Origin of the sequence: Thiothrix unzii (assembly GCF_017901175.1) — a bacterium.
GTDB classification, from domain to species: domain Bacteria; phylum Pseudomonadota; class Gammaproteobacteria; order Thiotrichales; family Thiotrichaceae; genus Thiothrix; species Thiothrix unzii.
This window is the reverse complement of sequence record NZ_CP072793.1, coordinates 3,100,580-3,123,701: the sequence shown is the minus strand read 5'-3', so window position 1 is coordinate 3,123,701 and position 23,122 is coordinate 3,100,580. Positions and strand designations below refer to the sequence as shown.

The window sequence follows — 23,122 nt, the reverse complement described above, 5'->3', positions numbered from 1 at the left end:
TTACTCCTGTACGTGAACGCTGATTTTATCGGTAATGCTGCGCCCAAGGCTGATGCGGTTATTGCCATTGCCCAGCACAATGTCACCGTTACGATTGCGCAACACTTCAATCCGCGTTCCCGTGCCTATCCCCATGCCGAGTAAGCGGATGCGCAGGGCATTGTCGGTATGCACCGCGTGAACGTGCGCAAAGGCATGTTCTGCCAATTGGGAAAGTGTTTGAGGGTTGGCTGCGTTCATGGCACTGGCTACCTAAACATGAAAATGATTATCAAATGTAAGTCACATGACGCTAATATTCAAGTACGAATGAACATTTTCCAAGGTTTTGTCGATTGCTTACGATGTATTTATCTGTAAAATTGAAGTTGTACTTCATATTTACATGGTTTCAATATGATCCAACGTCATATGCTCCCAACGTTGTTAGCGCGTGCTGTGCAATGGCCTGTGGTAACTGTAACGGGGCCGCGCCAATCAGGTAAAACGACATTGTGCCGTGAAGCCTTCCCCGATAAGCCTTACAGCAATTTAGAGCGTCCTGATACCCGCGATTTTGCCCGTCTTGATCCGCAGGGTTTCCTGAACCAATTCCCCAACGGTGCGGTGATTGATGAAATTCAGCGCGTCCCCGAGTTGTTGTCATGGATTCAGGTACGGGTAGATGAAAATAATACAGCAGGGCAATTCATCCTCACCGGTAGCCATCAATTTGAGTTGAGCCGCCATATTTCGCAGTCATTGGCAGGACGTACCGCGTTATTGAAGCTGTTGCCGTTGTCGATAGCGGAACTATTGCCGGTACTGGATAGGCCAACGTCTGACAGCTTTTTGTATCAAGGTGGTTATCCACGTATCCATGCACAACAGCTAGATCCTGCGGTAACGTTGGGTGACTATTTTGAAACTTATGTGCAGCGGGATTTGCGTGAATTGGTGCAATTGCGCAATTTACATTTGTTTGAAAAATTTGTGCGATTGGTAGCGGGGCGTGTTGGGCAATTGGTTAATATGCAAAGCCTTGCCGCTGATGTGGGCGTTTCCGGGCATACCGTGCAGGAATGGTTAACGTTGTTGGAAGCTTCTTACATCGTATTCCGCCTGCCGCCTTGGTTTAGCAATGGTAGTAAACGCCTGATCAAATCGCCGAAATTGTATTTTTATGACGTGGGACTTGCGGCTTGGTTGATGGGCATTACCCAACCGGCTTATTTGCCAACACACCCGCTGCGCGGAAATTTGTTTGAAAATCTTGTGGTGTTGGAAGTATTGAAAACCCTACATAATGCTGGCGTGAAACCCAATGTCTATTTTTACCGTGATTCCCAGCACAATGAAGCGGACTTGCTGCTGGAAACCGGGGATAAATTACAATTGCTGGAAATCAAAGCTGCGCAAACGGTTGCCAGCGACGCGATGCAGGCAGCAACACGAGTGCAGCGTGCATTAGAGGGACGTGTTGCAAGCATGACACTGGTTTATGGTGGCACGGAAGCGCAACGGAGGAGCGCGTTTGAGGTATTGCCGTTTACGCAGGTGTTTGAGTGGGTGGGGCGGGTCACGACAGTTAATCTGCCTCGCGAATGAACATTTTCTATAAAGCAATGTCATAACCAAGGGTATAGGGGTTATGCTTGCGCCATGAAAGGCATTTTTCTACTCACAGGTATGAGGGCTGCTGTGAAAACAACACATTATTTACTCACTGCATTGCTGGTCATGGGCTTGGCTGGCTGCGAACGCCTCGAAAAAGACATGTTAGCTGCACCAGACGATGATCAATTGCAGCGTTACGGCTTGGATAGCGTTAAGTTGGGCGATAAACGTGCCGAAGCTGGTAAGCAGTTGCAAACCTTACTGAAACAGCCGTTGCAGTGTAAATCGGGTAAGGCGGGTCTGGGCGATCAGCGCAAGGCGTATATGACCGAAACTTGCACTGCCAAGGCAGTTGATGGGCAAGTCGGCACACTCTGGGATGAAAAGCTCACTGCGCTATCGGCGACGTTCGTGGAAAATCAACTGTGTCAGTTAACTATCCAGCTTCAAACGTCTGGTGATTACACTGCGCTATACGACAAGCACGGTAAAAAAATCCTCAATTTATTTGGTAAACCTGATGAAACCAGCACCCAACAAGTGCAATGGCTACGTCAAGGTGATGAAGTTATCGTCCAAGACAAAGGCAAGGGTAACGTGACGGTTGAGATCCGTAATAAAAAAGTGATGCAAGCGTTGCACCACCAGCAATAATAATGATGCATTAGTGATCATAAACGACCAAGAATTACGCTTATTACGCCGTGCTATTCCCGGTTTTGCCTGTGAGCCGGGTTGCCATGATTGCTGTGGGCCGGTCACTGCTTCTTCAGAGGAAATGGCGCGTTTACCCGTTAAAAGCGCGGCAGAACACGCCGCAGCATTGGCTGAGTGGTGTTGCCCGCATTTGGGTGAGCAAGGGTGTCAGGTGTATGCGGAACGTCCGTTGATTTGCCGCTTGTTTGGAACCACGCCGCGCCTTGTTTGCCCGCGCGGTAAACGTCCCGAAATCATGATTGAGGCACGGGCGGAACGTCGGGTTTGGCAATACTTGGCGGAAACTCGCCAAGTATTGGTGTAAAAAGTGTACTGTGTTACACCTTACATTCTTTGAACAAACGCGCAGTACAACCTTCACACAGGCTCTTATCCAGCTTTTGGTAAATGGCGTGGATCGCGGCGGACTTGGACTGGAACACATTGCGTGAACCTTCCTTGTCGAAACATTCGCACGCTTCTAACGCATCCCACAAACCTTCCTTGACATTGATCAGGTACAAATTGCCGCCATCTGCCTGCCGTTGTTTGGCTTCTTTGTACAGCGCGTGGCTGCCCTGCAAATCGGCGAAGTTGATGCCTTCGCAAATCACTGCCAAGTGTTTTTGCTGCGGGTGTTCTGCACGGATTTTGCCGAACTTTTCTTCCATGTGATTCACCGAGCCGAAGAATAGCGAACCTTCAACACCCACGAAGCGCAATTGCTGGCATTGGGGTAAATCCGGGTTAGTGGAAAACGCATGGTTCGGCAAATTCTTGTCAGGTGTGCGGGTCAGGATGCGCGGCTTGGACACTTTTTCCAGATACAACACCAAGGACAGCATCACGCCGAGGAAAATCGCAAATTCCAAATCAAGGAACAGCGCACTAAAGAACGTGACAGCTAAAACCACCGTTTCGCGTTTCGAGAAGCTGATAATCTCGCGGATTTCATGCCAGTCGATCAAGCCCCACGCCACCAAAAACAGTACGCCCGCCATGGCTGCTTTGGGTAAATACGCCGCGTAAGGCGCAACCAGCACCACCACGAATATCAGCAATAATCCCGCAAATACCGCCGCCATCGGGGTTTTCGCGCCGGATTCGTAGTTGACACCTGTGCGGTTAAACGAGCCGGTCGAGACATAACCGGAGAAAAATGACCCGGCAAGATTGGATAAACCTTGCCCAATAAATTCCTGATTGCCATTGATGTTATAGCCGCCGCGTGCCGCCATTGCCCGCCCAATGGATACCGCTTCGGTCAAGGCAAACAGCGTGACTGCCAAGGCAGCAGGAGCCAGCATTTTAATATTTTCCAGCGTCAACACGGGGGAAGATAAAGGCGGGAAAGAATCCGGCAAAGCACCGACCGTCGCGATATGCGTAATATCTGTGCCCAACCATGCATTTAAGCCGACACTGAGCAAGCTACCAACCAAAATGGCCACCACCATGTAAGGCACACGTTTCAACCAACGTTTAGTCGCTATGCCACTGAGTAAGGTGACGACAGCAATCAATACCGCATAGGCGTTAATGCCGTCCAGATGTTGCGTAAACCGGAATAACAGTTCGGTCAAATTCCCGCCGTTATCCATGTCCACCCCGAAAAAATACTTCAATTGCTTGGCTGCAATCAAAATAGCCGCACCGGCAGTGAAGCCGACGACGACAGAGTGCGAGATGAAATTGACCAACGCACCCATGCGTGCCAGCCCCAGAACCAGTTCAAACAAGCCCACCATGAACGTCAGGGTCAAAGCCAGCGTGACATAATCCGGGCTACCCGGTACGGCATGGATGGAAAGTGCCGAAAACAACACCACCGAAGCCGCCGTAGTTGGCCCTGACACCAAATGCCGTGACGAACCAAACAGCGCGGCAATAATCGCGGGGATCATCCCGGCGTATAAACCGTATTGCGGTGGCATCCCCGCGATAGTCGCAAACGCCACGCCTTGCGGCAGCACCACGACAGCCCCGGTTAAACCGGCAATAAAATCCGCCCGTAAATCATGTCCATTGAGTTTGGGCATCCAGTTGAGAAATGGCAGCAGCCATGTCCAGTAAGTGGGAAGTGTTTGAACGCTCATGATGCTCACTTGGCGTGTAAGGCCATATTAGGGGGAGTTAGAATAGTTGTTGTGGTGTTGGCAGTGGCTTGCACAGCTTGTTTTTCGCGTTCAATTTCGGTGAGTACCCGTTGCAGATTGGCTGTTTTCTCTTCGGTCGTCAGCATTTCGCCTTCGTATTGCATCGCCAGCCCGTTAAGGATGGTTTTCAGTGCAGCCGATAAATGGTTCATGAGAAGAATTTCCTTGGTTAAGAATAGTATTTGTTAGTTCTATAGCAAGGGGCGTGCCAGTATTCGGGTGGCAATTAACTGATTGTTATTTAAAGATAAAAGTGAAGTGTGCTGAATGGTGTCGAAGTGTCTGCTGTTACAGTTTGCAACGGAGTTTTGATGGAACTTCGTAAGTCATTAGATTTAAAGATTATTTTCCGCAAAGTTGTTACTGTTTCAGAATGAAACGTTTTGTTTCAATCTGAAACAGTGTTGGAAGGGAATTACGGCACGTCAAAAAACTCGACTTTGCCACTTTCCAACGAATATTCGGCACTCACCACCAACAACCCTTCGTTAGCAATCAGGTTTTCCAGAATCTCCGAACCGTGGCGCAAATGACTGGTCGCGGCACGAATATTGGCACGTACTGCGTGTTTCATCAGGGCTTCGGGATCATCGCGCAACGGCGTTTCCATTAAGGTGGCAACGGCGGGGGCAATGCGTTCGACGATGGAACGTTGGTTGCGGGACGGGCTTTGCAGGTTATGGCGTAATTCCTCGATGGTGGCATGAACTGCGCCACATTGCGTATGCCCCAGCACTACCACCAGCCGCGTGTTGTATTGCGTCGCTGCGAATTCCACGCTGCCGATTTGTGAAGGCGCGACAATATTCCCCGCGACGCGAATCACAAACAGCGAGCCGAAACCTTGGTCGAACACCAATTCCGCCGGAACCCGCGAATCCGAACAGCCCAGAATAATCGCAAACGGGTTTTGCCCCTCGGTCAGGCTGGCGCGTTGTGTGTGACTCAATAAGGTATCCAGACTGCGCACATTGTTGGCAAAACGTTGATTGCCTTCTTGTAAACGGGCGAGTGCTTCCGCCCCGCTCAAGTTGCTTTGTTTATTTGGCATGATTGTTCTTCCTAAAACACGAATGTTTGATGGTAAAGAGTACGCATCCGGTTTTCAAAGGATTGCGTGACAGAAGTCTTTCATGTTACACAATGCAACACCCCGTTTCAGATTGAAATAGTGCCATGATCAGTATTCACCGTAAAATTACTTTCGCGTTCTCCTCCCTTGCTGTCTTGGTGGTCGGGGTGGCAGCTTTGGCGTTTCTGGATTTGCTGTTTCTGGAACGTCAAGTTGAGCAGGGTATCACCATCACCACCTTGGAAACCGCGATACAGGACATGCGTCGCGAGGAAAAAAACCTGTTCCTCTACCAAGACGTGAGTGCGGGTCAGGCAGCGGATACCTTTGCGGCGACCGCCTTGCAAACCTTGCAGACTTCCCCACAGACACTCGCAGAAGTGGGTAATGTGATGCAAATCTCGCAATTGCAGACGATTTTACACACCTACCGCCAGTTATTAGCCAACCATTTGCAACGTTTGCCTGCTGATAGCACGCTGGAAAGCAGCATTCGGGCGCAAGGCCATTTGGCTTCACAATTGGCGGAATCACTCACCTTGCAAGAACGCCGCTTGTTAAATACCGCCATTGCGGATGCGAAATGGGCGCAAGTGTTGGGGGTGGGGATTTTGTCCGCGCTGCTGGTGCTGATTGCCTGGTTGTTGGATCGTTCGGTGATTACCCCGATGAAACGTCTGATGGCAGATCTAACCCCGATTGCGGAAGGGCATTTCGAGCGGCTGGATGTCCGCGCCCGCAGCACCGAAATGGTCAGTTTGCGCCAAGCCTTTAACCGTTTATTGGACGAACTTGAAGCCCGTCGTCGCCGCCTGATTCAGTCCGAAAAACTCGCAGCGTTGGGGGTGTTGGTCTCCGGTGTGGCACACGAACTCAACAATCCGCTCTCCAATATTTCCTCATCCAGCCAATTGTTGCTGGAAGAACTCGACAGTGCCGAGCCAGATACCTTGCGCGAATGGGCGCACACCATCGACAGCGAAACCGAACGCGCCCGCCGCATTGTCGATGCGCTGCAAGATTTCGGGCGCAGGCAAGAGCCGCATCTGGAAACGGTCAACCTTGCCGACTTGCTGGAACGCACTTTGTTGTTATTGCGCGGGCATTTGCGCAAAGCCGGAGCGACGGTCGAAAACCATGTGCCGTTGGATTTAACCCTGCCCGCTGATGCGCAACGTTTGCAGCAAGTGTTCATCAACCTGTTGCGCAATGCGGCGGAAAGCGGCACGAACCTGACGCTGCATATTCGCGCACAGGGATGCAGCTTGTCGGGTACGCCCTTACCACCGAATGCCACGGTGGTAGGGGAACTCGGTTGTCAGGTGCGCCAACGTCAACCCATGATCGAAATCAGCATTGAAGACAATGGTGCGGGGATTTCGGCGGCAGTATTGCCACGGGTATTTGAGCCATTTTACACCACTCGCGCTCCCGGTCAGGGCATGGGGCTGGGGCTGTATATTGTGCAGGAAATTATTCAGGAACATGACGGTTGCATCGCCATTGCCAGCCAGCCGGGGCAAGGCACGTGGGTGGTGCTACGCTTGCCATGTGGAGGACATTACCCGTGAAAGAACGCATTTTAATCATCGACGACGAACCCATTGCAGTGCGCAATCTGGCGTATGCCTTGCGCAAAAACGGTTACGAAGTGACCACCCGCGAAAGCGGCACGGGCGGTTTGGAAGCCTTGCAAACCCAAACCTTCGAGCTGATTCTGACCGATTTGCGCATGGAACGGGTGGATGGCATGGCGATTCTCAAACGTGCGCTGGAAACCGAACCCGACATGGCGGTGATATTAATTACCGCACACGGCACGCTGGATTCGGCGGTGGAAGCAATGAAAGCGGGGGCGTTTCATTACGTTGCCAAACCGTTCCGTTTGGATGAAGTGCGTAGCATTGTGGCAAACGCGCTGCAATTGGTGCAGCTCAAGCGCGAAAACCGCCGCTTGCGGGCGCAGGTAAGTAACGGTTTGCATACCCATGCCGGATTGGTGACGCAAAACCCCGCGATGTTGCGCCTGCTGGACACGGCGCAACAGGTGGCGGCAACCGACACTACCTTGCTGATCAATGGGCAAAGCGGCACGGGCAAGGAATTGCTGGCGCGTTACCTGCACCAGCACAGCCGTCGCAGCCAAGGCGCATTCGTCGGGGTGAATTGCGGCGCATTGCAGGAAGATTTGCTGGCAAACGAATTGTTCGGGCATGAAAAAGGCGCGTATACCGGCGCGGGTGAAGCACGAGCAGGTTTGATCGAAGCCGCTAACGGTGGCACGTTGTTTCTGGATGAAATTGGCGAAATGTCGTTGGCAATGCAGGTGAAATTGCTGCGCGTGGTGCAGGAGCGCGAAGTGCAACGGCTGGGGGCGCAAGCCGCCGTACCGGTAGATGTGCGCTTGATTACCGCGACCCACCGCGATTTACGCGCGGAAGTGGCGGCAGGGCGTTTCCGGCAGGATTTGTATTTCCGGCTGGACGTGGTGGGGCTGCATTTGCCGAGTTTGGTGGAACGGCGCGACGATATTCCCTTGCTGGCGTTCTTTTTCTTGCGCAAACACGCGCTGCGCATGGGGCGCGAGGTGGAAAATATTGCTCCGGCGGCTATGTCGGTGTTGTTGGGGTATCACTACCCCGGCAATGTGCGCGAGCTGGAAAACCTGATTGAGCGCGGCGTGGCGTTGGCGCGGGGCAATGAATTGACTGTAGCGGAATTGCCAGCAGCATTAGCGGCGCAAGCGATTCATGCCTTGCCGGAAGCCCCGACGGAATTGCCGTCGCTGGTGCAGCGCGAAGAGGAATACATCCGCTACGTGCTGGAACACAGCGATGGCAACCGCACCAAGGCGGCGCAGATTCTGGGAATCGACCGCGTGTCGTTGTGGCGTAAGTTGAAAAAATACGGTTTGGTGGAAGGGGAAGATTAACGTACTAAAGCTGCTCCCGGTAAACCCGCACATTCGCGGAAAATGCGCTTATCGCAAGTAGCGCAAATCGTATGATCCAAACGTTTAGTGATGGACGTAATCGCCGCCTCCTTGCTGGAGAAAATATTCCCATTGCCGAAGTCATCCATAAAATCAATACGATCCATAAAATCGTACACCTTGTTTTTCGCGCCTTGTAAATAAAGCCCGCCACCGAGGGACTTTAAGCGTTTGGCTTCCTGCACCAGCATTTCCGCACCGGCTAGGTCGATGAAATTGATACTTTCGCCCAGAATCAGCACGTGTTTAATGTGTTGTTTTTCCACAATACACGCGAGTTCACGCTGCACCTTATCGAGTGAACCGAAGTAAATCGACATATCAACACGCACCAGTTTTAACTGCGGGCATTCCTGCAATGCATGATCATTTACTTCTGCAAGCTTATGGCGCGGTTCGTTGGGATCAGGAGCTAAATCCACGATATTAGGCATGGAGGTACGCATTAAGAAAATCATCAGTGACAGCATTACCCCCATGTAAATCGCGAATTCCAGTTCCATGAACAGGGTTGCAAAAAACGTGGTGGCTAAAATCGAGGTTTCGGCTTTGCTGCTATGTAAAATATGTTTGATGTGGTGGAAGTCGATTAGGTTATAGGCCACCAACATAATCACCCCGCCCATTGCCGCCACTGGTAAATACGCCGCTAAAGGTGCGACCAATAGCACAATTAACGCCAGTAATACGGCGGCAAAAACAGCGGATAACGGGGTTTGCGCACCTGCGCTGTAGTTAATGCCTGAACGTGTGAATGACCCTGAACCAGCGTAGCTGGAGAAAAAACTGCCGACAATATTGGATAAACCTTGTCCGACAAACTCCTGATTACCGTCTAAGCGTTGCTGTGATTTCGTGGCGATGGAACGTGCAATTGATACCGCTTCAATCAAACCCAGTAAAGCTACCGCGAATGCACCCGAAGCCAATTGCTTTAACGAACCCAGTGAAAAATCCGGTATGGAAAATGGTGGTAACTGCCCGGTGATTTCACCGACATAGGTAAGCCCGTGTGTTGTGCCACCAAGAGCTATGCTGGCGAGGCTGCCCATGACCATACCAAACAGTAAGTGAGGCAATTTAGGCAAATACCGTTTCAGCATCAGGGCAGACAGCATGGTAAACAGTGCAACCGCGAGGACATGAAAATTGGTGGCAGCAAGGTCGCGCCCGACATCCATCCAAGTGTGCAGGAAGGATTCCCCTTTCGGAATCGGAATGCCGGTGACATATTTCATCTGGCTGGTAGCAATCAAAATCGCCGCGCCTGCGGTAAAGCCAATGACCACGGTATGTGATACAAAGTTGACCAGCATTCCAAGACGCATTAAACCAAACGCTAACTGGTAAATGCCCGCAAGCAGTGTCAGCGTGAGTACCATTTGAATGAACGGTTCAGTGCCGGGTTCGGCGTAACGGCTGATGGTGGAAAAAACCACTAGGGAAATGGCAGTAGTCGGCCCCGATACCAGATGGAGCGATGATCCGAACAAACCAGCGATAATAGGGGTAATCATTGCTGTGTATAAACCGTATTCCGGGGGTAAGCCCGCAATCGCGGCAAAAGCTACGCCTTGTGGTAACACCACTACAGCACCCGTCAGACCGGCGAAAAAGTCAGCTTTGAGCGTGTGGCGATTGATTAACCCAAACCATGCGAGAAACGGGAGGAAAAACTGTGTCATGCAAACTGCCCTGCCAATTACCCTATGAAGGCGGGGTATATTACAACATCAGAGATTACTAATGCATTAACTTACCTTAAACGCATACGTTTTTGGCAAAAATAGTTACATTACTCCTGAAACTGCCCGCGCTCCAGCCCGTATTTTTTCATTTTATCGGTAAGGGTTTTGCGCGGTAAATCCAGTGCATCCATGACTTCGCGGGTGTTGCCTTTATGACGGTTGAGGGCTTGTTCGATCAGGGTTTTTTCAAAGCACGCGACTTGTTGCGCCAGTGACAGGCCATCAAATTTCTCATCGGAATTCATTAATATGGCAAGGTCAAAGTGAAAGGTTTCGCCCAATAACACGTAACGTTCGGCAATATTACGCAATTCGCGGATATTACCCGGCCAGTCGTGCCCCAATAAAACGTGCAGGGCTTTGCTGTTGAGTGGTGGTACTTCGGTTTCGCAACGCGCCGCCGCAACCAGTACGAAATGCTGAAATAATAACGGAATGTCTTCACGTCGCGCCCGCAACGGTGGCACTTCCAGCGTCACTACATTGAGGCGGTAATACAAATCTTTGCGGAATTCGGCGCGTTCCGCCGCGTCTTTTAAATCCACTTTGGTGGCAGCAACCACGCGAATATCCAGCGGAATTAGGTGATTGGAGCCGAGTCGCTCAATCTTGCGTTCCTGCAATACCCGTAATAACGGGGCTTGGGTGGAGAGCGGCATTCCTTCGATTTCATCTAAAAACAGCGTGCCGCCATTGGCGTGTTCAAACTTGCCGATACGTTTGCCCTTGGCTCCGGTAAAGGCTCCGGCTTCGTGCCCGAATAATTCGCTGTCGAGCAAACTGGCGGGAATCGCTGCGCAATTAATAGCCACGTAATTGTGATCGCGGCGTTTGCTTTGTTCGTGCAGGGAACGCGCCACCAGTTCCTTACCCGTGCCGGTTTCCCCCCAGATCAACACATCGGCATTCACATTGGCAATGCGGGTAATCATTTTGCGGAGCTGCATAATCGAAGGCGTTTGCCCGATAATGCGTGGCCCCGGGCGGGTTTGGTTTTCGAGAGCTTCTTTGAGGGCGCGGTTTTCAAGGGTGAGGCGGCGTTTTTCAGTGGCGCGTTTAATCACATCCAGCAACTGGGTATTGCTAAACGGTTTTTCCAGTAAGTCGTAAGCCCCTTGACGAATGGCGGCAACAGCAGTGGCTACATCGGCGTGTCCGCTGATTAAAATCACCGGCAAATCGCGGTCAATTTTCAATACCCGTTCCAGAAATTCCAAACCGTCCATGTCCGGCATTCGGATGTCTGAAATAATCACACCTTCAAATTCCGGGGTCACTTTCAGCAACGCAGCAGGGGCATTGCTAAAGGTTTCCACTTCGCACCCCGCCAGCAACAGCGATTGCGCGGTGGCATCACGCACGGCTTTTTCATCGTCGACCAACAGGATGGAACTGGGTGTCATGGTTACGCTCCGGCGATGGCTGGCTGCAAACTTAAGGTGAAAATCGCACCACCTTCGGGTGAGTTGCACACGCTTAAATGCCCGTGCATGTCTTTAGCGAGGCGGTAGGAAATCGACAAGCCTAATCCTAACCCTTTTCCAATGGTTTTGGTGGTGAAAAAGGCTTCAAAAACGTGCGGCATTGCGGCTTCGCTGATACCCATACCGTTATCGCGCACGCTAACGCTAATGTGCGTGTCAGTGGTTTGCAGGGTAATCCATACTTGCTGATCGAGTTGTTCTTGCACCGCTTCCACCGCATTGCTGATGAGGTTAACCAGAATTTGTTCCAGCCACACCAAGTCGGCTTGCACGTAACGGGTGTCATCGGTGCGTTGCTGGGTCAAGCGCACCCGGCTTTGGGAAAGTTTCGGCTGCACAATGCTTAATGCGGAATCAAGGGCGCGGTGTAAGTCGCAGGTTTCCATTTGCCCGCTGCTTTTGCGCGAAAAGGTTTTGAGCTGGCGGGTAATGGTTGCCATGCGTTCGGTAAGGCCAACGATTTCACACAAGTTTTCACGGGCAATCGCGTGTTTGCCGATGTCCAAGAATTGCACCGCATTATCCGCGTAAGCCCGGATCGCGGTGAGCGGGTTATTGAGTTCGTGATTAATCCCGGCGGAAAGTTGCCCCAGTGCAGCCATCTTGGCGGCTTGCACCAATTCTTCTTGGGTATGGCGCAATTCGCGGGTGCGCTCTTCGACTTTGGCGGCTAATTCTTCGCGGGTGCGTTGCTCGTAATCGCGGCGTTGGCGTTGGTTTTTCCACAGTAAATAAATGAGCAGGATGCTTAATAGCAACATCACTCCGGCTAAAATGACTGCGACACTCACGGTGCGGGTAACGCGCCCCCAATCAGCCAGCAGATACAATTGCCACCCAGCGGTTTCGCGCATGTCTTGGTAAAGCACCAGATAATTGCGGGTAAGGTCGTTGGCGTGTTGCCCGTTTTTACCCGGTTGCAGGTTCAATTCGGTGAGCGGGGTAATTTGCCGATCCCCGTAGCGGCGGCTTTCGCGCAATGCGGTGAGTTTCGCGCTGGTTAACGGTTGCACCGCGCGGTAATGCCATGCACTGCGGTCGGACATAAACACCACGTCATCCGGGTCGGTCACTATGAAACTCATGCCGCGTTGTTTCGCGAGATTTTCTAACGGATCAACTGCGATTTTAACCACGACCACGCCACTAACCGTGCCATCGGTTGCTTTGACGGGGGCGGAAAAATAGTAGCCGCGCTCCCCAGAGGTGGTTCCCAAGGCGTAATAGCGGCTGATTTTGCCCTGCATTGCTTCCTGAAAATACGGGCGGAAGGCGAAATTTCTGCCAATAAAGGTAGCGGGTGAACGCCAGTTACTCGCGGCAATGGTTAAACCATCAGCCTGCATCAGGTAAATATCGGCAGTTTCCGCAATGCGATTGGCTTGTTCCAAATAGCGGTTTAACGCCTCAACCGATTGTGTGGCGGGGGCGCGTTCCAAAAAATCGTGGACTTCGTGTCCGCTGGCTAACAGCGCGGGCAGGTAAGCATGACTTTCCAGTGCGCCCAACAATTGGCTGTGTAATTGTGTCAGGGCATTGTAGGCATCACGCTCTAAACTTTCCGCCGCATTTTTCCGCACTGTGTGGTAAACCGTCAGCAGCGTAATGATGCTAAATAACCCCAACAAGCCCGCAACCAGTGCTTTGCCAAGCCGGTAATGTGTTAATCGCGTTGGTGAAAATAGCAAGCGCAGAAGTGATACCTCGCTTCGTTGGTATAACGTATGGATGGGGGTAAGCATACCACGCCGCTTCAGCAATCCGCGCTTTCCTAATTAAAATCAAGATTTACCTAACTTGTTGCCGGTAGAGGGATTCATATTGATCAATGTCAAGCGAGGTTCTCAGAAAATCGCCACAATACTCACAGTGAAAATCAAACGATAAGTGAATCATTATGTTGGTATTAGGTATTGGTAATAGTCTGTTGCAGGACGAAGGCATCGGTATTCATCTGCTAAACTTTATGCAGAAGTTCTTTCCTGCCTTTCCTGATGTGACGTATTTGGATGGTGGAACCCTGAGTTTCACCCTTGCCAGCGATATTGAAGAGCATGATCACTTATTGGTGTTGGATGCGGTTGAGTTACACGCCACACCCGGCACGTTGTGTTGCTACGAAAATGAGGCGATGGATCATTTTCTCGGCACAGCCAAACGCAGTGCGCACGAAGTCGGTTTGCTGGATTTGATGGACATTGCGCGTTTGACCGGGCATCTGCCCCGGCATCGTGCCCTCGTCGGTATTCAGTACCAAACCTTCGGCTGGGGTGAACAATTGACCCGTGCGGTCAAACACAATATCCCGTTGGCAGGTCGTCTGGCTGCTAATATCTTACAAAAGTGGGAGTTTGCAGCGCATCCACCCTGCATCCCCCATCACGCACCTAAGTTGGAGATAGTTTCATGAGTTTAAACGCTATTCCTGTTCACACTGAAACCGTTGCTACTGGCAATTTGCGCCCCGTCATGCACGAAATCCGCCAAGCTCTCAGCGACTTAATCGTACACGGCACGCACGGCATGATCGACTTGCACAGCTTGCCGTTCTCCCCACAGGAATACGCGGCTCTGGATGAATTTCTGGGTGAAGGCGAGATCGACCTTACTCTCAATGTGCTGGGCAAAACCCGGTTGCGCGAAAGCGGTTACGCGGGCATCTGGCGTATTGAACACTTTGACGGCAACGACAAACGTATCGGTTATTTCATCGAAATAGGGCATGTGCCGGAAATCCTGCGTTCCCAATGCGACGACATTAAGGAAGGCTTGGCGGCAATGACCACAATTCTGGCGATGGAGGAAGACAATAATGAGGATGCAAACACCTAGTCCTTATGATCAAACCCTAGGCGAACACCTGCGCTCGCAGGGTATTTCGCGGCGGGGTTTCCTGAAGTTCTGCGGCTTGCTGGCTTCCAGTATGGCCTTGGCTCCGGCGATGATTCCGAAAATCGCCGCTGCCCTTGAACAGGCAAAACGCCCTTCGGTGATCTGGCTGTCCTTTCAGGAATGCACAGGTTGCACCGAATCCCTAACCCGCTCGCACAGCCCCAGTCTCGAAGGGCTGATCTTTGATGCGATTTCGCTGGATTACCATCACACCTTGCAAGCTGCTTCGGGCGACGCTGCCGAACACGCGCGTGAAGAGGCGATGAAAGAACATTACGGCAAATACGTGTTGGTGGTGGATGGCTCGATTCCGCTGGATAACCCCGGTTATTCCACCATCGCGGGCATCAGCAATCTGGATATGTTGAAAGAGGCTGCGGCGGGGGCTGCGGCGATTATTGCGGTCGGCACATGCGCTGCCTACGGTGGTTTGCCAAAAGCTGATCCGAATCCGACAGGGGCAGTCTCTGTTTCCGACATTATCAAAGACAAGCCAATCATTAATGTTCCCGGTTGTCCGCCGATTCCGGTGGTGATTACCGGCGTGATTGCCCATTTTCTAACCTTCGGGTTGCCTGAACTGGATAGCTTGGGGCGTCCAAAAGCCTTTTACGGGCAAAGCATCCACGACCGTTGCTATCGCCGTCCGTTTTACGAGCGCGGCTTGTTTGCCGAAACCTTTGATGATGAAGGTGCAAAAGCGGGCTGGTGTTTGTACAAACTCGGTTGCAAGGGCCCTGTAACTTACAACGCTTGCGCCACCACCAAATGGAATGACGGAACGAGCTTCCCAATTGAGTCTGGGCATGGCTGTATCGGTTGTTCCGAACCCAACTTCTGGGATTTCGGCGGCTTTTATAAAGCATTGTCCATTCCGATGGGAGCATCAGGGCAGAACGTGGTGTATGCCGCTGCCGCCGGTATTGCTGCCGGGGTTGCCATCGGTGCGATGAACAAGAAATCCAAAGCGGAGGCGGCAAGTTTACACAAAGCCGTGACTGTCGAAGAATTGAATCAGGAGTCAGGATCATGAACGAAGTTGATTTCCTGCTATGGGTCAAAGGCCCTGCTTTCAGCATTGCCCTGTTTATCTTTGTGGCGGGTTTGGTGCTGCGCCTGTTTGAAATCCTGTCGTTGGGCAGGAAAGTGAATTACGCCGTACCGAAAGGTGATCCGATGCAAGGCGGGTTGCGTGAAATTTTCCGCCGTTTCGGGACGGATAAGGCAACTTTCCAGCGTTCGATGATTACCATTGTGGCGGGTTATGTGTTCCACATCGGCTTGTTCGTGGTGATCTTTTTGCTGGCAGCGCATGTGGAAGTGTTCAAAAGCGTGATTGGCTTCGGCTGGCCTAACTTGTCCACACCCGTGGTGGATGCGTTTGCGGTTGTCACCATGATTGCGTTGGTGGTGGTGTTGATTCATCGCTTGCAACATCCGGTGAAACGTTTCCTGTCTAGCCCCGGCGATTATGTGGCGTGGGCGGTGACGTTTGTGCCGTTGCTGACCGGCTACATGGCTTACCACCATTTATTGCTGTCGCCGCAGATGATGTTGGGGCTGCATATTTTGAGCGTGGAAATTTTGCTGATCGTGTTTCCGTTCACCAAGCTGATGCATACTTTCACGGTGTTCCTGTCGCGTTGGTATAACGGGGCTTCGATGGGTTTGCGGGGGGTGAAATCATGAGTACGTTGACACTCGAACGCGGCATTAACGCTTTCAAAGCGCAAATTGATGCACCGATGGCAAGTTTCTTCAGCTCCTGCGTATCGTGCGGGATGTGTGCCGATGCTTGTCTGTTCTACACCGAAAACCCTGACCCACGCCATACGCCGATTTACAAACTCGAACCGTTGCGGCGCGTGTGGGAACAGGAATACACCCTGATCGGCAAGCTCAAAGCCAAACTGGGATTGAGCAAACCTGTCACCGATGCGGAACTCGCCGAATGGCAGGAGCTGGTTTACAACAACTGTTCCTTGTGCGGACGTTGCACCCTGATTTGTCCGGTCGGCAATGACATTACCTACATGATTCGCCGGATGCGCGAAGGCATGGTGGCATCGGGTCACGCGCCCGAAGGCTTGATTGGTGCATCCACCCGTGCGGTACAAATCGGTAGCCCAATGGGGGTCAAGCTCCCCGCCTTGCAAGCGCAAGTCCGCCATCTGGAAAAATCCAGTGGGTTGACCGTGCCGTTTGACCAAGAAGGCGCGGAATACCTGCTAATGCTGTCCTCGATGGAAATCATGAACTACCCCGAATACTTGGGGGCAGTTGCCAAAATCCTCACCAATGCAGGCAAAACTTGGACGTTGAGCAGTGAATGCTTTGAAGCTACCAATTCCGGCATCCAAATCGGCTCGTCCGACATTGCGCGGGAACTGGTCAGCCGTGTCGTGGCTGCTGCCGAAAAGCTCAAAGTCAAAACCGTGATCAGCCCCGAATGCGGGCACGCTTACACCGCATTGCGTTGGGAAGGGCCGAATCTGATTGGTCGCCCTTACACCTTTGCTGCCAAACACATCGTTGAAGTGCTGGACGAATTACGTGCTGAAGGCTTGCTGCAAACCGAAGGCTTCGAGGAATCTAAACTCACCTTCCACGACCCCTGCCAATTGGTACGTCGTGGTGGCGTGGTCGAACAGCCGCGCAATCTGCTGAATATGGTGGCGAAAAACTTCGTGGAAATGGCGGATCACGGCACGCTCAACTGGTGTTGCGGTGCAGGCGGTGGCGTGAGTGCCAACGAAGACGCTGAAGAAGTGAAAATGAAAGCCTTCCAACGCAAGAAAAAGCAACTGGACGAACTGCATGTGGATACGCTGGTGACGGCGTGCGCCAACTGCCGCATTCAGTTGGAAGAAGGTATGGAAGTCAACCAGATGGACATCCCCGTGTTGGGCTTGACCGAAATGATTGCCGAACACTTGGTCGAACGTAAGGGAGGTGCAGCATGATCACCCAAGATACCGATTTCAAACAGGCACTCGATAAGTTGGGATTGGCGCAACAACGCCGCGTTGGTGCAGCTTTTGTGCGCAACGTACTGGCACTCAATTCCGCCGTAACCAAAGTGGTGGATGCCGCTGCCAACGAAGATACCACTGCCGATGAACTCGCCGTGGCATTCAAGCAGGCCAAAGCTGCCGCGCTCGACAGCCATACCCGGTGCGGTTCGGACAGCGATTGGCAAGCGCAAGCAGGTTATTTCGTTGCCCGTGCCGCCACTGCCTTGGTTGCCCCCGACAAGCAGGCCAAAGCGCCCGCGTGGGAAGCCGCAGTCAATGCGCGGATGGCACGCACTTGTGGGCACATTGATGCCTCCGACGAATCCATGCACGAGGAAAGCGAAGCACAGTATCGCCTCCTTGAGCAATTTCTGAACGACATTTGAGGATACTAAAATGACTGAACGTGTCGTTGTCGACCCTATCACCCGCATCGAAGGTCACTTACGCATTGAAGCGCAAATGAACGGTAACACCATCGAACAGGCGTATTCCGCCGGGACTATGGTGCGCGGTATTGAAATTATCCTGCGTGGGCGCGACCCGCGTGATGCGTGGGCGTATGCGCAACGCATTTGCGGCGTGTGTACGCTGGTGCATGGCATTGCCTCGGTGCGCTCGGTGGAAAACGCGCTGAATTACAGCATTCCACCCAATGCGCAACTGATCCGCAACTTGATGATCGCGGCGCAATACGTGCATGACCACGTAATGCACTTCTACCATTTGCACGCGCTCGACTGGGTGGATGTGGTATCCGCGCTCAAAGCCGATCCCAAAGCCACGTCTGAGTTAGCGCAAAAGATTTCCCCAAGCTGGCCGAATTCCTCCGCCGGTTATTTTGCCGACCAGCAAGCCAAGCTGAAAAAGTTTGTCGAAGCGGGGCAGTTGGGTATTTTCGCCAAGGCATATTGGGGACATCCGGCTTACAAACTGCCACCTGAAGCCAATTTGATGGCAGTGTCGCATTACCTTGAAGCTCTTGCATGGCAACGCGATGTGGTGAAACTGCACACCATTTTCGGTGGTAAAAATCCGCACCCCAACTTCCTTGTCGGCGGTGTGCCTTGCCCAATTGACCTGAATTCCGATTCCGCGCTCAATATGAAACGCCTGTCGCAAGTGCAGGACATCATTAAGAAAATGCAGGTATTCGTCGATCAGGTCTACGTGCCGGATACGTTGGCGATTGCCAGTTTCTACAAGGATTGGTTCAAGCAGGGCGAAGGCTTGGGCAATTTCATGACCTACGGCGATTTCCCGGAAAAAGGCATGGATGACCCCGCGTCGTTCCTGATTCCTTCCGGCGTGATTCTCAACCGCGATTTGTCGAAAATCCATCCGGTGGATTTGAATGCCGAAGACCAGATTCAGGAATTCGTGGCGCACTCGTGGTACGACTACAGCGAAGGCAAGGACAAAGGTTTGCACCCTTACGCGGGCGAAACGGAGCTGAATTACACCGGGCCGAAACCGCCATATAAGCAACTGGAAGTTGATCAGTCGTATTCGTGGATGAAATCACCGCGTTGGAAAGGGCAGGCGGTCGAAGTGGGGCCATTGGCGCGGGTGTTGATGTTGTATGCCACCGGGCACGAACACACCAAATCGCTGGTCGATTACACCCTGAAGTATCTGGATGTGCCGGTGGACGCGCTGTATTCCACCTTGGGGCGCACCGCTGCCCGCACGCTGGAAACCAAGATCATTGCCGACAAGATGCAAACGTGGTTCGACCATTTGATTGCCAATATCAAGGCGGGCGACACCAAAACCTTCAACGAAACCTTGTGGGAACCGTCAAGCTGGCCTTCCAAAGCGCAAGGCGTGGGCTACATGGAAGCCCCGCGTGGTGCGCTGGCGCATTGGATTGTGATTAAGGATCAGAAGATTGCTAATTATCAGGCTGTCGTTCCGAGTACTTGGAATGCGGGGCCGCGTGATGTGCAGAATCAGGCGGGGGCGTATGAAGCGTCGTTGCAAGGGCATGTGTTGCATGATCCGAAGCAGCCGGTGGAGATTTTGCGCACCATCCACAGTTTTGACCCGTGCATTGCCTGCGCGGTGCATGTGACTGACCCGGATGGGGAAGAGCTGGTGAACGTGCAGATACGGTAAGTGTCACTGCGCGGCGAGGATTTGCTGCAATTCTAGCAGCTCCTTGTCGCGGCGGTGGTAGCCGGTTGCCGCGATCAAACGTTCGGCTTCCGCGATGTGGTATTGAAGAGGGCGTATGCAATACGCCCCTACGTCTGCCGTTCCCTGTAGGGGCGTATTGCATACGCCCTCTTTCTCTTCCGCTACCAACAACCGCGCCATCTCCAAATGATAATCCGTCAAATGCAGCCGCATCCCGCTGCCGTCGGCGATGTCGAACACTTCCTGCAAGTCCTGCCGGGCGCGGGCGAAGTCGTGGGTGTGGCGGTGCAGTGCAGCGCGGGCGAGTAGACCCCACGGCAAACGATGCAATGTTCCTGCTGCACGCAAACCAGCGACAGCCTGATCTAGCCAGTGAAGACCCTCACCCCCAGCCCGCACCCCTGCCGCTTGAGCGCGGCGCTTCGCCCCAGAGGTAGAGGGGAGCAAGAGTTGTTGCAGATGGGCGCGTCCGAGGGTGAGTTGATCCAGTGCTGCACTCAGCACATCCTGCCCTGCACGAGTTACCCATTCCAGCGTCTGTTCCGCCCGCTCCAGCACCTCCGCCGTGCTGCCCTGCGTCAGTAGCAGGTCGCAGTATTGGAATCCTCGCAGCGAATACAGGCGTGGGGACGAAGGCTGGCTTTCCTGCTGGAGTTGCTCCGCTTCCCGGAACAGGGCAAGGGCGGCGGCGGTGTCCCCTGCCTGATGCAGAGCATCGGCGTGAGTGGTGCGGCCGCCTATGCGCCAGAACATATCCCCGGACTGGTCGGCGTAGCGGCTGCTGCGTGCGCCGCTTTCCACTGCTTGCGCCACATCGCCGAGAGTGAGTTGCAGTTCGCTGAGGTTGCTGGCAGCCATTGACGCACGTCGCCAATCTGCCTGTTGGACATAATCATTCAAACTTACCAGTAAAGGTTCTAGTGCCTCATGTAACCGCCCCAAGGCGCGTAAGTGGAAACCTGCCCAGTTCAGCACGAACGGTTTCACCTCTTCCGTCAAACCCGCTGCGGGGGTATGCCACGGGGTCGTGAAGAAATGCGCTATGGTAGCGAGGTTATCGCTGAAAGCACCGAGTTTCTTTTCAAGGAATGACTCACTCTCACGATTGATACGAGACCAGTAAACCTCAAGCAACGCCTGCTGATGCAACCCCGCTGCACACCCATGCGCCACCGCACTGAACAGCGGCTGCATTTCTTCCAGCGTATCGGGTAATGGGTTCTTGGGCAGGGCTTTGTAGTATTCGTACAGCCGTTCATGCGCCTGCTGCCATGCTTGCGGCTGCTGGGTTTGCAGTTGCCCGCCGAAGTATTCGCGGATCAGCGGGTGGCAGTCGAGGTCGCCGCCGCTGTCATGTTGCGACAACAGGTGGTGTTCTTCGCGCAAAGCCAGTACTGCCTGATTCCATTCCCGCTGTTCTTGTTGGCTAAGTGCGGCAGGTTGGGATTTGCCAAACCATTTGCTGAGCCAACCGCGCTTGGGCTGGGGAGCTGCGGTCAAGCCGGGGATGCGTGCTTGCAGCAATACGTCAAGGACAGGCTGGTCAATCGGGTGGTCGAACAATCCCAACAAGTACAACACTTTCAATTCCGCCGTACCCGCCAGCCAGGTTTCATACGCCCGCATCACCTTGAAGGCATGATGTTCTAGCTGCCCGCTACCGTCATTCAATTCGCGGATGGTGTCACGCCTGAGGATGCCGCCCCCCAGATACCGCCGTACCGCATTTCCCAGCAAACTCAACGCCAGCGCGTGACCGCCGTATTCACCCACTGCCTTGCCCAGTTCCGCCGCACTGCCCGTCACCCCCAGCGATTGCAGCAACTGGATGCCATCCACCGCTGTCAGGTTTTGCAAATCGTGGCGGATGACAGTGGGCGCGTCCCGATCACTGAGTTCATGCAGCGTAATCCGCGTGGTGATAATGCACAAACCACACGGATGGCGGGCAAGCTGGCGCAACAACTGGCGGATGGCTTTGTCCTTGAGTTCGCCGCGCATTGCCGCGCCGCCGTGTTGCAGCGGCTCCAGCCCATCCAGCACCAGCACGTAGCGTTTGCCGTGCAACAACTCGGCGAGGTGGTCGCCCTTGTCCTCCTCCGACGCAAACCGCTCGCGGGTCGAACCCAGCTTGGCAAGCGCATGGCTGAAAAACGGCGTTGCGGAAGTCTGCTTATCCTCAGATGAGCCTTGCGAATAGAACGACCACGCGATTAGCACCGGGATGTCGGCGGTGTGGTCAAGCCAGTGGCGTAGCAATTTGGTTTTGCCTGTGCCGCCGGGGGCGATGAACTGGATGATGCGGGTGGTGGTGGATGTCGTGGGGGGCGTGGGTGGTGTTGGTAGAGACGCAAGATTTTGCGTCTCTACGGTGGTGGTGGGTGTTGCGCCAGACCATGCGTTGTTCAGCAATTGCAGTTCGGCTGTGCGCCCGAAAAAGCCGCCCTTGACGGTGGGGAGGCGGTCGGAGTGGATGGTCGTTACCGTACTAGTTTGCTGCCGGGGTTTTACCCGCTGAAGAACGAATCCGGCAATTTGTTCCGGCGTATGCCTGCGTAAGTCAATGTAGCCATCAATGCTGAACAGACCGGGAATGTCAGTATCATCAAACCGTAGCGGCATGATGTCATTATCTTGACGTTTTTTCAGCAAATCACGGATTGCCCGCCATTCCAACCCACACCATTGTTTGCGCTCATAATCCGCACACAAAAATGGCACAATCAGTTCTGCATGGTCATGGTAAATGGCTTGCAAGTGGGTATCCATATTCGGACGGGCTAATTCCGCTGTGTACCATTGGTCGTAGAACACCGTATCTTGCCCCAGCTTTTGCCCCAATATCGCCGCTACTTGTGACACATAATCACGGTATTCACCGGGAAAGGACAGGGCAACTTGGAAGCGTTTGGCAGTCATGGATAACCTTGTGGCGATAAGGGTTTACGCCATGAATCATAACGTTTATCCGCCATTTTGTCCGGCTTTATGAACAGTTAATCACCGCTTCAAGGTGGCGATATTGACAATAATGATTCAACATTCAAGACTCTAAGCACATGATACGGGAGGCGCGAAGCATGACCACACTGAACGACCTACAACAGCGTTTGGCAGATCTGTCACCAGATGAACTTGCCGAGGTGAGCGAGGAAAAATTCATGCAGATGATGCGTGAAGAGGCTCAACGCTCCGCTAAAGGCAAACGTAATTTCTTGGCGATTAAGTTGAAAACCCGTGGTTATCGCTTTGACCGTGAGGATGCCAATGCCCGCTAAGCTTTTCCTTGATTCCAACGCGTTGATCTATCTGTATTCCGAGAATGAATCTGAA

General features: G+C 52.9%; 21 protein-coding genes. 13 read left to right on the top strand and 8 right to left on the bottom strand.

Annotated features, from left to right (window positions below):
- Entirely contained in the window at nucleotides 1-240 is a 240-nt protein-coding gene (locus J9260_RS15600) for a FeoA family protein (RefSeq protein WP_210218637.1), read from the bottom strand.
- Between the two features lie 156 nt (nucleotides 241-396).
- On the opposite strand from J9260_RS15600, the gene J9260_RS15595 reads away from it, so the two are divergent.
- The 3 genes from J9260_RS15595 to J9260_RS15585 all read left to right on the top strand — a co-directional run bounded on the left by J9260_RS15595 (nucleotide 397) and on the right by J9260_RS15585 (nucleotide 2,617).
- The gene (locus J9260_RS15595) at nucleotides 397-1,587 is read left to right on the top strand and encodes an ATP-binding protein (protein WP_210218636.1); all 1,191 of its coding nucleotides are present in this window, start codon (nucleotides 397-399) and stop codon (nucleotides 1,585-1,587) included.
- 93 nt (nucleotides 1,588-1,680) lie between these two features.
- A complete protein-coding gene (locus J9260_RS15590) occupies nucleotides 1,681-2,250 on the top strand; it encodes a hypothetical protein (RefSeq protein WP_210218635.1) in 570 nt (189 codons plus the stop codon).
- 13 nt (nucleotides 2,251-2,263) lie between these two features.
- On the top strand, nucleotides 2,264-2,617 hold the full coding sequence (locus J9260_RS15585) for a YkgJ family cysteine cluster protein (RefSeq protein ID WP_210218634.1): 354 nt from the start codon (nucleotides 2,264-2,266) through the stop codon (nucleotides 2,615-2,617).
- 13 nt (nucleotides 2,618-2,630) lie between these two features.
- Here the strand turns inward: J9260_RS15585 and J9260_RS15580 are convergent, their stop codons facing one another.
- The 3 genes from J9260_RS15580 to J9260_RS15570 form a co-directional block, all read right to left on the bottom strand.
- The gene (locus tag J9260_RS15580; protein ID WP_210218633.1) at nucleotides 2,631-4,388 is read right to left on the bottom strand and encodes a SulP family inorganic anion transporter; all 1,758 of its coding nucleotides are present in this window, start codon (nucleotides 4,386-4,388) and stop codon (nucleotides 2,631-2,633) included.
- Nucleotides 4,389-4,393: 5 nt separating this feature from the next.
- On the bottom strand, nucleotides 4,394-4,600 hold the full coding sequence (locus J9260_RS15575; RefSeq protein ID WP_210218632.1) for a hypothetical protein: 207 nt from the start codon (nucleotides 4,598-4,600) through the stop codon (nucleotides 4,394-4,396).
- 263 nt (nucleotides 4,601-4,863) lie between these two features.
- On the bottom strand, nucleotides 4,864-5,499 hold the full coding sequence (locus J9260_RS15570) for a carbonic anhydrase (RefSeq protein ID WP_210218631.1): 636 nt from the start codon (nucleotides 5,497-5,499) through the stop codon (nucleotides 4,864-4,866).
- A 125-nt stretch (nucleotides 5,500-5,624) separates the two neighbouring features.
- Between J9260_RS15570 and J9260_RS15565 the strand changes: the two genes are divergently transcribed.
- Nucleotides 5,625-7,091: a sensor histidine kinase gene (locus J9260_RS15565; protein ID WP_210218630.1), complete on the top strand. Its 1,467-nt coding sequence runs from the start codon at nucleotides 5,625-5,627 to the stop codon at nucleotides 7,089-7,091.
- Nucleotides 7,088-8,452: a sigma-54-dependent transcriptional regulator gene (locus J9260_RS15560; protein ID WP_210218629.1), complete on the top strand. Its 1,365-nt coding sequence runs from the start codon at nucleotides 7,088-7,090 to the stop codon at nucleotides 8,450-8,452. The genes J9260_RS15565 and J9260_RS15560 overlap by 4 nt, the downstream gene beginning before the upstream one ends.
- Here J9260_RS15560 and J9260_RS15555 read toward each other — a convergent pair.
- The 3 genes from J9260_RS15555 to J9260_RS15545 all read right to left on the bottom strand — a co-directional run bounded on the left by J9260_RS15555 (nucleotide 8,449) and on the right by J9260_RS15545 (nucleotide 13,486).
- Entirely contained in the window at nucleotides 8,449-10,197 is a 1,749-nt protein-coding gene (locus J9260_RS15555; RefSeq protein WP_210218628.1) for a SulP family inorganic anion transporter, read from the bottom strand. The two genes, J9260_RS15560 and J9260_RS15555, sit on opposite strands and share 4 nt — an antisense overlap.
- A gap of 110 nt (nucleotides 10,198-10,307) precedes the next feature.
- Entirely contained in the window at nucleotides 10,308-11,663 is a 1,356-nt protein-coding gene (locus tag J9260_RS15550; protein ID WP_210218627.1) for a sigma-54-dependent transcriptional regulator, read from the bottom strand.
- 2 nt (nucleotides 11,664-11,665) lie between these two features.
- Entirely contained in the window at nucleotides 11,666-13,486 is a 1,821-nt protein-coding gene (locus J9260_RS15545; protein ID WP_210218626.1) for an ATP-binding protein, read from the bottom strand.
- Between the two features lie 155 nt (nucleotides 13,487-13,641).
- Between J9260_RS15545 and J9260_RS15540 the strand changes: the two genes are divergently transcribed.
- The 7 genes from J9260_RS15540 to J9260_RS15510 are packed head-to-tail and all read left to right on the top strand — an operon-like array spanning nucleotide 13,642 to nucleotide 19,768.
- Nucleotides 13,642-14,154: a HyaD/HybD family hydrogenase maturation endopeptidase gene (locus J9260_RS15540; protein ID WP_210218625.1), complete on the top strand. Its 513-nt coding sequence runs from the start codon at nucleotides 13,642-13,644 to the stop codon at nucleotides 14,152-14,154.
- Entirely contained in the window at nucleotides 14,151-14,576 is a 426-nt protein-coding gene (locus tag J9260_RS15535; RefSeq protein ID WP_210218624.1) for a hydrogenase expression/formation C-terminal domain-containing protein, read from the top strand. The genes J9260_RS15540 and J9260_RS15535 overlap by 4 nt, the downstream gene beginning before the upstream one ends.
- On the top strand, nucleotides 14,557-15,669 hold the full coding sequence (locus J9260_RS15530) for a hydrogenase small subunit (protein WP_210218623.1): 1,113 nt from the start codon (nucleotides 14,557-14,559) through the stop codon (nucleotides 15,667-15,669). Before J9260_RS15535 ends, J9260_RS15530 begins: the two co-directional genes overlap by 20 nt.
- Nucleotides 15,666-16,325 (top strand): hypothetical protein, encoded by a 660-nt coding sequence (locus J9260_RS15525; protein ID WP_210218622.1) that lies wholly within the window; start codon nucleotides 15,666-15,668, stop codon nucleotides 16,323-16,325. Before J9260_RS15530 ends, J9260_RS15525 begins: the two co-directional genes overlap by 4 nt.
- The gene (locus J9260_RS15520; RefSeq protein WP_210218621.1) at nucleotides 16,322-17,599 is read left to right on the top strand and encodes a (Fe-S)-binding protein; all 1,278 of its coding nucleotides are present in this window, start codon (nucleotides 16,322-16,324) and stop codon (nucleotides 17,597-17,599) included. The genes J9260_RS15525 and J9260_RS15520 overlap by 4 nt, the downstream gene beginning before the upstream one ends.
- Complete coding sequence (locus J9260_RS15515) at nucleotides 17,596-18,036, top strand: hypothetical protein (protein ID WP_210218620.1); 441 nt, start codon at nucleotides 17,596-17,598, stop codon at nucleotides 18,034-18,036. Before J9260_RS15520 ends, J9260_RS15515 begins: the two co-directional genes overlap by 4 nt.
- A 10-nt stretch (nucleotides 18,037-18,046) precedes the next feature.
- Nucleotides 18,047-19,768 (top strand): nickel-dependent hydrogenase large subunit, encoded by a 1,722-nt coding sequence (locus tag J9260_RS15510; protein WP_210218619.1) that lies wholly within the window; start codon nucleotides 18,047-18,049, stop codon nucleotides 19,766-19,768.
- A gap of 3 nt (nucleotides 19,769-19,771) precedes the next feature.
- Here the strand turns inward: J9260_RS15510 and J9260_RS15505 are convergent, their stop codons facing one another.
- The gene (locus J9260_RS15505) at nucleotides 19,772-22,708 is read right to left on the bottom strand and encodes a TIR domain-containing protein (RefSeq protein ID WP_210218618.1); all 2,937 of its coding nucleotides are present in this window, start codon (nucleotides 22,706-22,708) and stop codon (nucleotides 19,772-19,774) included.
- A 161-nt stretch (nucleotides 22,709-22,869) separates the two neighbouring features.
- On the opposite strand from J9260_RS15505, the gene J9260_RS15500 reads away from it, so the two are divergent.
- Complete coding sequence (locus J9260_RS15500) at nucleotides 22,870-23,067, top strand: hypothetical protein (protein ID WP_210218617.1); 198 nt, start codon at nucleotides 22,870-22,872, stop codon at nucleotides 23,065-23,067.
- Nucleotides 23,068-23,122: the final 55 nt, after the last annotated feature.

What these genes read in the sequence shown, in the direction of transcription:
- J9260_RS15545 (WP_210218626.1), bottom strand. Translation starts at nt 13,486, where the DNA reads ATGCTTACCCCCATCCATACGTTATACCAACGAAGCGAGGTATCACTT.
- J9260_RS15505 (WP_210218618.1), bottom strand. Translation starts at nt 22,708, where the DNA reads ATGACTGCCAAACGCTTCCAAGTTGCCCTGTCCTTTCCCGGTGAATAC.
- J9260_RS15520 (WP_210218621.1), top strand. Translation starts at nt 16,322, where the DNA reads ATGAGTACGTTGACACTCGAACGCGGCATTAACGCTTTCAAAGCGCAA.
- J9260_RS15515 (WP_210218620.1), top strand. Translation starts at nt 17,596, where the DNA reads ATGATCACCCAAGATACCGATTTCAAACAGGCACTCGATAAGTTGGGA.
- J9260_RS15575 (WP_210218632.1), bottom strand. Translation starts at nt 4,600, where the DNA reads ATGAACCATTTATCGGCTGCACTGAAAACCATCCTTAACGGGCTGGCG.
- J9260_RS15500 (WP_210218617.1), top strand. Translation starts at nt 22,870, where the DNA reads ATGACCACACTGAACGACCTACAACAGCGTTTGGCAGATCTGTCACCA.
- J9260_RS15540 (WP_210218625.1), top strand. Translation starts at nt 13,642, where the DNA reads ATGTTGGTATTAGGTATTGGTAATAGTCTGTTGCAGGACGAAGGCATC.
- J9260_RS15530 (WP_210218623.1), top strand. Translation starts at nt 14,557, where the DNA reads ATGAGGATGCAAACACCTAGTCCTTATGATCAAACCCTAGGCGAACAC.
- J9260_RS15570 (WP_210218631.1), bottom strand. Translation starts at nt 5,499, where the DNA reads ATGCCAAATAAACAAAGCAACTTGAGCGGGGCGGAAGCACTCGCCCGT.
- J9260_RS15510 (WP_210218619.1), top strand. Translation starts at nt 18,047, where the DNA reads ATGACTGAACGTGTCGTTGTCGACCCTATCACCCGCATCGAAGGTCAC.
- J9260_RS15580 (WP_210218633.1), bottom strand. Translation starts at nt 4,388, where the DNA reads ATGAGCGTTCAAACACTTCCCACTTACTGGACATGGCTGCTGCCATTT.
- J9260_RS15550 (WP_210218627.1), bottom strand. Translation starts at nt 11,663, where the DNA reads ATGACACCCAGTTCCATCCTGTTGGTCGACGATGAAAAAGCCGTGCGT.
- J9260_RS15565 (WP_210218630.1), top strand. Translation starts at nt 5,625, where the DNA reads ATGATCAGTATTCACCGTAAAATTACTTTCGCGTTCTCCTCCCTTGCT.
- J9260_RS15555 (WP_210218628.1), bottom strand. Translation starts at nt 10,197, where the DNA reads ATGACACAGTTTTTCCTCCCGTTTCTCGCATGGTTTGGGTTAATCAAT.
- J9260_RS15525 (WP_210218622.1), top strand. Translation starts at nt 15,666, where the DNA reads ATGAACGAAGTTGATTTCCTGCTATGGGTCAAAGGCCCTGCTTTCAGC.
- J9260_RS15595 (WP_210218636.1), top strand. Translation starts at nt 397, where the DNA reads ATGATCCAACGTCATATGCTCCCAACGTTGTTAGCGCGTGCTGTGCAA.
- J9260_RS15600 (WP_210218637.1), bottom strand. Translation starts at nt 240, where the DNA reads ATGAACGCAGCCAACCCTCAAACACTTTCCCAATTGGCAGAACATGCC.
- J9260_RS15535 (WP_210218624.1), top strand. Translation starts at nt 14,151, where the DNA reads ATGAGTTTAAACGCTATTCCTGTTCACACTGAAACCGTTGCTACTGGC.